At 71.4% G+C, this 10,373-nt stretch carries 10 protein-coding genes; 7 read left to right on the forward strand and 3 right to left on the reverse strand.

Annotated elements, in window-relative coordinates:
• Positions 1-4: 4 nt before the first annotated feature.
• On the forward strand, positions 5-421 hold the full coding sequence (gene ndk, locus FFA01_RS13450) for a nucleoside-diphosphate kinase (protein WP_146856700.1): 417 nt from the start codon (positions 5-7) through the stop codon (positions 419-421).
• Between the two features lie 75 nt (positions 422-496).
• Here the strand turns inward: ndk and FFA01_RS13455 are convergent, their stop codons facing one another.
• Together FFA01_RS13455 and FFA01_RS13460 are read right to left on the reverse strand one after the other, a co-directional pair.
• On the reverse strand, positions 497-1,417 hold the full coding sequence (locus tag FFA01_RS13455; protein ID WP_146856701.1) for a DsbA family protein: 921 nt from the start codon (positions 1,415-1,417) through the stop codon (positions 497-499).
• Positions 1,418-1,487: 70 nt separating this feature from the next.
• Positions 1,488-2,117, reverse strand: a complete 630-nt coding sequence (locus FFA01_RS13460) for a vitamin K epoxide reductase family protein (protein WP_244289850.1) — start codon at positions 2,115-2,117, stop codon at positions 1,488-1,490.
• A gap of 399 nt (positions 2,118-2,516) precedes the next feature.
• On the opposite strand from FFA01_RS13460, the gene FFA01_RS13465 reads away from it, so the two are divergent.
• Genes FFA01_RS13465 through FFA01_RS13485 form a run of 5 tightly spaced genes read left to right on the forward strand, consistent with a single transcriptional unit; the run spans position 2,517 to position 9,531 of the window.
• Entirely contained in the window at positions 2,517-5,435 is a 2,919-nt protein-coding gene (locus FFA01_RS13465) for an Rne/Rng family ribonuclease (protein ID WP_146856703.1), read from the forward strand.
• 18 nt (positions 5,436-5,453) lie between these two features.
• The gene (locus FFA01_RS13470) at positions 5,454-6,230 is read left to right on the forward strand and encodes a hypothetical protein (protein WP_146856704.1); all 777 of its coding nucleotides are present in this window, start codon (positions 5,454-5,456) and stop codon (positions 6,228-6,230) included.
• Complete coding sequence (locus FFA01_RS13475; protein WP_371859216.1) at positions 6,227-7,282, forward strand: permease; 1,056 nt, start codon at positions 6,227-6,229, stop codon at positions 7,280-7,282. The genes FFA01_RS13470 and FFA01_RS13475 overlap by 4 nt, the downstream gene beginning before the upstream one ends.
• Positions 7,275-8,123 carry a TIGR03943 family putative permease subunit gene (locus FFA01_RS13480; protein WP_244289851.1) on the forward strand — a complete coding sequence of 283 codons (849 nt, stop codon included), beginning with the start codon at positions 7,275-7,277 and terminating at the stop codon, positions 8,121-8,123. The genes FFA01_RS13475 and FFA01_RS13480 overlap by 8 nt, the downstream gene beginning before the upstream one ends.
• Entirely contained in the window at positions 8,104-9,531 is a 1,428-nt protein-coding gene (locus tag FFA01_RS13485) for a hypothetical protein (protein ID WP_146856705.1), read from the forward strand. The genes FFA01_RS13480 and FFA01_RS13485 overlap by 20 nt, the downstream gene beginning before the upstream one ends.
• Positions 9,532-9,563: 32 nt before the next feature.
• Here FFA01_RS13485 and FFA01_RS13490 read toward each other — a convergent pair whose 3' ends face one another.
• Positions 9,564-9,842: a DUF4031 domain-containing protein gene (locus FFA01_RS13490; protein ID WP_146856706.1), complete on the reverse strand. Its 279-nt coding sequence runs from the start codon at positions 9,840-9,842 to the stop codon at positions 9,564-9,566.
• A gap of 195 nt (positions 9,843-10,037) precedes the next feature.
• On the opposite strand from FFA01_RS13490, the gene rplU reads away from it, so the two are divergent.
• The gene (gene rplU, locus FFA01_RS13495) at positions 10,038-10,346 is read left to right on the forward strand and encodes a 50S ribosomal protein L21 (RefSeq protein WP_146856707.1); all 309 of its coding nucleotides are present in this window, start codon (positions 10,038-10,040) and stop codon (positions 10,344-10,346) included.
• Positions 10,347-10,373: the final 27 nt, after the last annotated feature.

Genomic DNA, 10,373 nt, shown 5'->3' on the forward strand with positions numbered 1-10,373 from the left:
ACCTGTGACCGCCCTCGAAGAAACCCTCGTCCTCGTCAAGCCCGACGGCGTCGCCCGCGGCCTCACCGGCGAGATCCTCGGCCGCATCGAGGCCAAGGGCTACGCCCTCGTCGACATCCGCCTCGTGCAGGCCGACCGCGACCTGCTCGCGTCGCACTACGAGGAGCACGTCGGCAAGCCGTTCTACGAGCCGCTCGTCGAGTTCATGCAGAGCGGCCCGACCGTGGCCATCCGCGTCGCCGGCAACAGCGTCATCGCCGGATTCCGTTCGCTGGCCGGCACCACCGACCCGACCACGGCGGCTCCCGGCACGATCCGCGGCGACCTCGGTCGCGACTGGGGCCTCAAGGTGCAGCAGAACCTGGTGCACGGCAGCGACAGCCCCGAGAGCGCCGCGCGCGAGCTGGCACTCTGGTTCTGAGCCGCGACCCGCGCGACCGAGCCCGCGCCTCCTGATCGATGGAGGCGCGGGCTCGGTCGTTCGTGCGGGGTCCGGTCAGGGGGTCGGCGAGGCCGTCGACTCGGCGCCGCCGGTGCTCGTGTCCGCCGTCGACTCCCCGGACGCGACCTCGGACACGAACTGGGCGAAGACCGTCGCGTCGGTGAGCGACCCGCCGTACTTCTGGCCGTTCACGAGGACGGTCGGCGTACCGGTGACCTTGGCCTCGTCCGAGTTGGGCAGCGGGTCGTTCAGGGCGCGTTCGGTGGCCGAGGCGACCCAGTCGGTGAACTCGCCGTCGGTGATGCAGGCGGGGATGCTCGAGTCGTCGGCGCCCGCGCCCTGCACCAGCGTGATCAGCTCGTCGTCGGTCAGCCCGCTCGTGTTCTCGGCCGGCTGCTGGGCGAAGAGCGCCGTGTTGACGTCGAGGGCCGCCTCGGGCTGGTAGTTCGCGACGCAGGCGAACGCGTTCGCGGACCGGGTCGAGTACTTGGTGCCGAGCGAGGCGTTGTCGAGGAACCCCAGGGGGTGGATCTCGAGATCGACGCTGCCCTGGGAGACCCAGGTCGCGAGCTGCTCGGCGTTGGTGGTGTCGAACTGGCCGCAGTACGGGCACATGTAGTCGAGGTAGACGACGATGCTCGGCTTCTCGGCGGTGCCGGCGGCCGAGGCGGTCGGGGTGGCGTCGGCGGCGAGGGCGTCGGTCGAGGCGGCCGACACCGTCGTGCCGTCACCCGAGAGGACGAGGCCGTCGCTGGCCATGTTCAGAGGGCCGGGACCGGCCGGGACGAGCGAGCGCGTGATGACGAGCGCGATGACCCCGATGACGGCCAGGGTGCCGAGCACGAGACCGCCCTGCGCGAACCACTTGTTGCGGCGCCGGCGCTTCGCCTCGGCCTCGCGGGTGATCCGCGCCTTCTCGCGGGCGGCGTCGCGGCGCTCGCGCTTGGTGTCTCCGGTGCCGGGTGACGGCGTCATCGTTCCTCGATTCTCGTGAGTGCACCGGCGAGTCTCGCGCGGGCCTCCAAGAGGATCCTGGGAGCGACGGTCAGAACAGCGTCGGCAGCAGGAGCGGGAACCGCACCACGATCACGGTGGCGACGACGATGTAGTTCACGACCGGGAGCACCCACGAGTAGGGGAGGAGGCGCGCGGCCGTCCGCTGCACGCCGCTGCCGTCCGGCGCGGTGACGCCCCGGGCCAGGCCCCACACCGTGAACACCCAGAACAGCGGGATGGTCACCGACCAGACGAGCATGCACCAGGGGCACAGGGCGCCGATGACGAACACCGTCTGGGTGAACAGCCAGGTGACGAAGACCCAGGCGAGGAACGTGCCCGCCGTGAAGGCGATCCAGAACCAGCGGGCGAAGCGCGCGCCGGCCAGCAGGGCGACGCCCACCGCGATCGGCGCGACGAAGCCGATCAGCCCGAGGATCGGATTGGGGAACCCGAAGAGCGACGCCTGCCAGCTGTTGATCACGGGGGAGCAGCCGACGAACGGGTTCACGTCGCAGCCGAGGGCCTCGGTCGGGTTCTCGAGGAGGGTGAACTTGTCGATCGTGAGGGCGAACGCGCCGAGGAGGCCGACGGCGCCCGCGACGATCAGCAGCAGGGCCGTCACGACGGGGGTCCGGCCGGTGGGCAGGGTGCGTTCGGAGGTCTCGGCGGTCGTCACATCGGGAATCATTCCACGTCCCGATGGGTGGTCGAACGTCAACCGTGCGATAATCGGACCAGTCGCGGGGTGAGAGCATCGCGATCGAGACTTGCCGGGCCGTGTCGACCCCGCGATCCCCTCCGGGGAGACCGCGCGGGTGCGACGGAAACCGGGCCGGGGCGCAGGCGCCCCTCGTCGGATGGCCAGTTCCGAACAGCAACGAAGAACCGCACGTCCACGAACGACACGAAGGCCACGATCGCAGAGACGATCGGCCCCGTGACCGAACGCGGCGTGACCGACACCGCGCGTCGTGAGAGGACGCGGTGACCGGGGCAGGTGCAGGGCACCGCTCGGTCACGACACGAGATCTCCCGCCGACGGCTCGACCTCGGCGGGGCGAGGAGCGCACCACCAGTGGTGAACCACAACGACGACAACAGCAACGAGCCCGGCCCGAAGAAACGAAGAGGACTGTTCGGCGGACGCCGTTCCCGTCAGGCTGCCGCCATCGCGGCACCGACCGCGGAGCCCCCGGCGCCCGCAGACGACCTCACCGCCCGGACCATCCGACGAGACGACGCCCAGGAGGCATCAGCCGTGACCCACGAGAACGAGGTCGCGGCACAGCCGGCGACCACCCAGCCCGACGTCACCCCGACCGCATCGCTCGTCGACCCGACCGCGGTCGACGACCCCACCGAGACCACGCCCGTCGAGCGCGCGGACGCGGCCGAGGCGGCCGCCGAGGCCGTCCGCGAGCAGGAGGCGGCTCCGTCGTCGCCGATCCCGGCGCAGCTGACGACCACCACCCTGATCTTCCACGCCCCCGAGATCGTGCCGCTGCCGGCCCGTCCGGGGCGACGCCGCCCGCACGACGACGTCGACTTCGACGACGACCGCGACGACCGTCTCGATCGCGACGACCGCGACGACCGGTTCGACGACGACACGGACGACGAGCCGCAGCAGCCCTCGCGTCGCCGTTCGCGCGGTCGCTCCCACGACCGCGAGGAGCGCGACTCCGAGCCCCGTCAGCAGTCCGAGCGCGCTCCGCGGGAGCGTCCGCAGCGCCAGGTCGAGCTGATCACCGAGCCCCAGCGCATCAAGGGCTCCACGCGCCTCGAGGCCAAGAAGCAGCGCCGTCGCGACGGTCGCGACGCGGGCCGTCGCCGCACCGTGATCACCGAGGCCGAGTTCCTGGCCCGTCGCGAGAGCGTCGACCGCAAGATGATCGTCCGCTCGTCGGGCGACCGCATCGAGATCGGCGTGATGGAGGACGGCACCCTCGCCGAGCACTACGTCGCCAAGGCGCAGAACGTGTCGCTCATCGGCAACGTCTACCTCGGCCGCGTGCAGAACGTCCTGCCCTCGATGGAGGCCGCCTTCGTCGACATCGGGCGCGGCCGCAACGCCGTGCTGTACTCGGGCGAGGTCGACTGGGACTCCCTGGCGACCGGCAACCAGCCCCGCCGCATCGAGCTCGCGCTGAAGCCGGGCGACCGGGTGCTCGTCCAGGTCACCAAGGACCCCGTCGGGCACAAGGGCGCCCGTCTCACCAGCCAGATCTCGCTGCCCGGCCGCTACCTCGTGTACGTGCCCAACGGCTCGATGAACGGCATCAGCCGCAAGCTCCCCGACACCGAGCGCGCGCGCCTCAAGAAGATCCTCAAGGAGGCCCTGCCCGAGAACACCGGCGTGATCGTGCGCACGGCCGCCGAGGGCGCCACCGAGGAGCAGTTGACCCTCGACGTCAAGCGCCTCACCAACCAGTGGGCCGACATCCAGAAGAAGGTCGAGGCGGGCAACGCCCCGAACCAGCTCCACTCCGAGCCCGACCTGCTGATCAAGATCGTGCGCGACGTCTTCAACGAGGACTTCCACGAGATGGTCATCGACGGCGACGAGGCCTTCGACACGCTGCAGTCGTACCTCTCGGCGGTCGCCCCCGACCTGATGGACCGCGTCAAGCGCTACGAGGGCGAGAAGGACGCCTTCGACGAGTACCGCCTCAACGAGCAGATCGAGAAGGCCCTCGACCGCAAGGTCTGGCTGCCCTCCGGCGGCTCGCTCGTCATCGACCGCACCGAGGCGATGACGGTCGTCGACGTCAACACCGGCAAGTTCGTCGGCTCGGGCGGCAACCTCGAGGAGACCGTCACGAAGAACAACCTCGAGGCGGCGGAGGAGATCGTCCGCCAGCTGCGTCTGCGCGACATCGGCGGCATCATCGTCGTCGACTTCATCGACATGGTGCTCGAGTCGAACCGCGACCTCGTGCTGCGCCGCCTCGTCGAGTGCCTCAGCCGCGACCGCACGAAGCACCAGGTGGCCGAGGTCACCTCGCTGGGTCTCGTGCAGATGACCCGCAAGAAGCTGGGTCTCGGGCTGGCCGAGTCGTTCTCCGAGGCCGGCAGCGCCGCCCGGGTCCAGGAGCAGCAGCCGCAGGGTCGAGGCAAGAACGACCAGCAGCGCCGTCGTGGAGGCTCGGCGCAGCAGGGCAAGAACGGCGGCAACGGCCAGAACTCGGGCAACGGCGCCGGCACCGTTCCGACGTCCGGTCGGGGCGGCTCGACCTCGCCGTCGAACCCCGCGTCGCCGTCGACCGGCACGCACGCCATCACGGAGGACGTCAAGAACGCCCTGTCGCGGATCGCGGCGTCGACCATCGCTCACGCCGAAGACGGAGACCGCGCCACCGACTCCGCGACCGAGGCGGCGGCGGCCGTCGAGGCCGCCATCGACGCCGCGGCCACGGCTGCCGGCGCCGAGCCCGGTGCGGGCGACGACTCGGCGGCGTCGACCGACGAGCCGAAGCGCGGTCGGGGCGGTCGCAAGGGCCGTCGCGGCGGACGCTCGTCGTCCCGTGACGAGGCCCCTCGTGACGAGGTCCCGCGTGACGACGCCCCGGCCGATGACGCCCCGTCATCCGCTCCGGCGGCGAGCGGGACCGTCGAGCCGACGGCATCGCCCCGCGCAGCGGTCGAGCCGGCGGCGCCCACCGAGACCGCGCCGGCCGAGAAGCCCGAGCGCAGCGCCGAGCCGCGCCGCTCGCGGGCCACGGTGTCGACGCCCGACGCGTCCGTCGCCATCCTCGACATCCCCGTCGCCACGACCCGACGCGAGCCCCGTCGCATCAGCAAGGACGACGCCGAGCAGCTGCTCGACTCGGTGCTGGGCGCCCTTCCCGAGCCGAAGCAGCCCGGACAGGGACGCGGTCGCTCGCGCCGTGCCTCCAGCTCGGGCACGACGGCGGCCGCGGCCCCCGCGGCGACTCCGTCGGACGAGTCGGGGCCCTTCATCCTCGGCGTGGGGGTCAGCTCCGACGACCTGTGAGTCGTCTAAGGTGACTTCGTGACCCCGACCCAGCCCGGAGACCCGACCGAGAGGTCGGGCCTCCGGGCTGTCGTCGTCTCCGCGCGCGGTCCCAAGGTCCGAGCCGCCGTGTTCACGGCCGCCGCCGCCCTGGGCGTCGTCGTGGCCGCCCGCTTCGTGCTCGGGCTGCTGGCCCTCGTCGGCTCGGCGATCGGCTACTCCGTTACGGCGTTCCCGAGCGGCTTCGCGGCGACGCCGGTCGGCCAGTTCCTGGGCGGCTTCGCCTTCTACCCGTTCCCGTTCTACCTCGCGGCCTTCATCGTGCTGGTGCTCGTCCGGCCGATCCGGGCCGTCGACGCCTTGCCCACCGTGCTCCGGCAGGCGGCCGTCGCCGGCGTCGTCGGAACGGCGGCCCTGGTGATCGTGGGGATCGTGCCGGGCGTCATGCTCTCCATCGACGGCGGCACCTGGGTCAACCTCGCCCTGTACCTGACGACCATCCCGCTCTCCGCGGGCGTCGTCGACACCGCGCTGCTCGTCGTCGGCGCCGTCCTGGCCTGGCTGTGGGTGCGGCACGACGACGGCGCCGAGGCCCTCGCCGCCGAGTCGGTCCTCGAACCGAGCGGCCCCGGCGAGCCGGGCCGGGTGGGCGAGCCGGACCCCGACGAGAGCTCGGTCGACGAGCCCGTGGTCTCGCCCGCACGCCCCGACGGCGCCGGCTCGATCGAGCCCGAGGCGCCGTCCCCCGTCTCCTCCGCAGCCGACGACTGGTCGCGCTTCGCGCCTCCGGCAGCCGACCGCGAGTCGGACCGGTGACCGCGCCGTTCCGTGATCGCGAGACCCGGCCCGTCGGTCACACCGTCGAGGGTCCCTCGCGTCGTCGCTCGCCCCGGGCGCAGCTGCTCGTCGCGGGGGCCGTCGTGGCGGCGTTCCTCGTGGCGGTCCGCCTCGTCACTCCGGCGCTCGGCCCGGGGCTGCTGCCCAACACCCTGCAGGACTTCGTCACTCTGACGATCTCGGTCATCGTCGAGTCGATGCCGTTCGTCCTCCTCGGCATCGTCCTCTCGATCGTGGTCCAGGTGTGGCTGCCGCAGGCCTTCTTCACCTCGTGGCTGCCCCGGCAGCCCGTCCTCCGGCGCGCCGTCATCTCGTTCCTGGGGATGTTCCTCCCGGTCTGCGAGTGCGGCAACGTCCCTCTGGCCCGAGGCCTCGTGCTCAAGGGCTTCACCGTGTCGGAGTCGATGACCTTCCTGCTCGCGGCGCCGATCCTGAACCCCATCACGATCATCACCACCCATCAGGCCTTCGGCTGGGACGGCGGGATCCTCGTCGCGAGGCTGATCGGCGGGTTCGTCATCGCCAACCTGATCGGCTGGCTCTACAGCCGGCACCCCGACCCCGAGAGCCTGCTGACGTCGTCGTTCGCCGCGGAGTGCGCGGTCTCGGACGACCACGGTCACGGGGTGAGCCGGTCGACCCAGAGCGTGGACCTGTTCCGCCGGGAGATGTCCACGATGATGCCGGCGCTGTTCATCGGCGCCGCGATCGCGGGTGCCATCCAGACCGCCGTGCCGCGGTCGGTGCTCGTCGCCCTCGGCAGCAACCCCGTCTGGTCCGTGCTCGCCATGATGCTGCTCGCCTTCGTCATCTCGATCTGCTCGAACGTCGACGCGTTCTTCGTGCTGCCGTTCGCCTCGACCTTCATGCCCGGCGGCATCGCGGCCTTCCTCGTCTTCGGCCCGATCATCGACGTGAAGATGCTGGCCCTCCTGCGCACCACGTACCGTCCACGGGTGCTCGCTCAACTGACCCTCGTGGTGGCGCTGACCAGCGCCGCCATCGGACTGGTGGTGAACTTCCTTGCGTGACCGACGTCCCCTGAGCCGACTCGCCGACCGCTGGCAGGGTGTGCTGCTGACCCTCGTCGTCGGCGTGGCCACCCTGTGGCTCGCCGCGACCGGGCAGCTCATCCTCTACATCCACCCGCGCTACGTCGTCTTCACCGTGATCATGATCGCCATCGGCATGGTGCTCTCGGTCGGGGTGCTCGCGCTGTCCCCGGCCCGGGAGCGCGACGACCACGACCACGATCACGACCACGAGGCCGGCGCCCACGACGGCCCGGACCACGGCGCGGGTCCGCTCCGTCCCCGGCGCCCGCGACGGGGGCGCGCCGCCACGCGCGGGATCCTCGTCGGAGCGGGGGCGGTCGTCACGGTGGCCATCGCTGTGGCGCTCGTCGCCCTGCCGCCGGCCACGCTCACGAGCGCGACGGCCGGTCAGCGCGACGTGAACTCGTCGACCGCGGCGCTCGACCGCACCAGCGTCGAGGACGCGACCGGCGCCTCCGACGAGACCTACGCCTCCTTCTCGATCCTCGACTGGGCGGGGCTGCTCCGCCAGACGACGGATCTGTCGTTCTATCAGGGCAAGACCGCCGACCTCGTCGGCTTCGTCGTGCCGGCCGGCGACGACCCCGACGTCTTCTACGTCTCGCGCTTCATCATCACCTGCTGCGCGGTCGACGCCCAGCCCGTCGGAGTGCCCGTCTACCTGCCCGACTGGCAGCAGACCGTCGAGGCCGACGACTGGATCGACGTCTCGGGCGGGTTCGAGGCCAACCGCAGCGGATCGTCGAGCGACCCGATCGCGCTCGTCCCCGACGCGCTCGAGAAGGTGGGCCAGCCGAGTGACCCCTACCTCTACTGATCGCTGGTCGGCCGCTCGCGACCTCGCCGCCGACGAGGCGGGGCTCGGCCCGGCCGACCTGCGTCGGCACCAGCGGCGCCGCTTCATCGCCGTCGTGGCGGTGCTGGCGCTCGTCTGCACCGTGTTCGGAGTCCTGACGCACCTGCAGGGGCCGAAGCTCACCGAGAGCCGGATCGACACGACGGCCGTGGTGGAGCAGCCGGGCCAGCAGCTGCGGATGTTCGCGAACCAGGTCGTCGCGCACGTCGACGCCGACCAGGTGGTCGTCACGCCCGACGCGCCGCACACCGTGCAGACGTCGGGCGACGTCGTGGCGGTCCAGTTCACGGACCGGCTCCGCTACGGCACCGACTACACGGTGACCGTCAGCGGTGTCTCGAGCGTCTATCAGGCCCGGGCGTCGACCCTGACCGCGACGTTCAGCACCGCGGAGGCCGAGACCTGGCGCATCGTGCACGGGGTCGACGGCGCCGACGACCGCATCGAACGGGCGCCGCTGACCGGCGCCGCCGACCGCACCGTCGTCTGGTCGGCCCCGCGCATCCAGGCCTTCGAGGTCTTCGACACGGCCGTCGCCGTCGTGACCGACGACGGCACCACGTCGACCCTGAGCCTCGTGGCTCCCGACGGCGTCGCCGTCGAGACGCTGCCTCTGCCCGACGGTCCCGGCCTGATCACCCGCTTCGACGCGGACGCCGCCTCGACCACGCTCGCCTTCTCATGGCGTCCGCAGGGCTCCGAGCAGGACACCCTGTACACGCTGCCGCTGCAGGGGCAGCGGGCCGTGAGCCCCGTGCTGTCGATCGCGGGGGACCCGGTGACCGTGCTCGACTGGTTCTTCGTGCCGGGTCGGGCCACGGTCGTGGTGCAGGCGACCGACGAGACCGTCGCGGCCTACGACCTGACCGGCGCCGTGCCTCCTCGGCCCTACGGCACGTTCGTGGCCCTGCAGGGCGTGGCCCTCGACGGCGGCACGATCGTCGCCGCCACCGCCCTGCAGTCGACGAGGGTCGATCTCGACACCGGCGAGCAGACGCCGATCCCGTTCTCCGCCGTCGAGGGCGGGACGCCGTTCCGCGGCGAGCTCGTGGCGATCGGCCCCACCACCTACGTGCAGCAGGTGGCGGTGCCCGACGAGGGGGGCCTCAGCTACCGGAACCTGATCGTGATCGACGACCAGAAGGAGGCGCGGAGCCTGTTCGAGCCGTCGTCCGCCGGTACCACGATCGAGTCGTTCTCGGTCTCGCCGAACGGGCAGTACCTCGCCGTCGAGACCGCCGACGCGACGGCCGAGACCGACTTCAGCTACACGATCGACCCCGTGCCGACCACCGTGACGACCACCATCGTCGACATCGCGTCGGGCGGCGTGGTCGCGAGCTTCGGCGGTCACGCCGCGGAGTGGTGAGCGGGGCGCGACGACCTCGTCGGGAGGTTCGGTCAGGCCGTCAGACCCCGCTTGACGCGCTGGGACACGCGGAGTCCGCTCCGCTCGAGTCGACGGGCGAGCTCGAGCCCTCCGACGGGTCGGGCCCCCGCCGCGATCAGATCGGCGCAGCGTGACGCCGGCACGTCGTAGTGGTCGTGATCGAACCCCCGGCGGGGGATGCCGTGCGCCTCGGCGAACCGGTGCAGCTCGTCGTACGACTCGTCGCTCACCAGGTGGGCCCACACGGTGTCGTGCGCAGGCCAGACGGGGTCGTCGATCAAGATGGTCACGGGCCGATGCTAGTCGGACGGCGTTGACGGCGGCCGCAGCCGCCGTGTAATCTCGGACGTTGGTGCGCGCTGGCCCCTGGTCGCGTCGTGAACCCGACGTGACGAACGACCGTCTCGGCTCCGCATCCGTCCGCCCTCGCCCGAACCGTGCGACGAGGCGGCCCCTCGAACAGCATCGAACATTAAGGAACCCCCATGGTCTACGCAGTCGTGCGCGCCGGTGGTCGGCAGGAGAAGGTCGAGGTCGGCACGATCGTCACCCTCGATCGCCTCAAGGCCGACGTCGGCGACTCCGTCACCCTCGTCCCGGTCCTCCACGTCGACGGCGACACCGTCCTGTCGGCCGCCGACGCCCTGTCGGAGATCACGGTCACGGCCGAGGTCCTCGGCGATCTGCGCGGCCCGAAGATCCTCATCCAGAACTACAAGAACAAGACCGGGTACAAGCGTCGCATGGGCTTCCGTGCCGACCTCACCCGCGTCAAGATCACGTCGATCAAGTAGAGGGGCCGAGCAGATGGCACACAAGAA

It is taken from the genome of Frigoribacterium faeni (assembly GCF_007988805.1).
GTDB lineage: Bacteria > Actinomycetota > Actinomycetes > Actinomycetales > Microbacteriaceae > Frigoribacterium > Frigoribacterium faeni.

Coding starts and splice junctions, on each gene's coding strand:
- rplU (WP_146856707.1), top strand. CDS start 10,038: ATGGTCTACGCAGTCGTGCGCGCCGGTGGTCGGCAGGAGAAGGTCGAG.
- FFA01_RS13455 (WP_146856701.1), bottom strand. CDS start 1,417: ATGACGCCGTCACCCGGCACCGGAGACACCAAGCGCGAGCGCCGCGAC.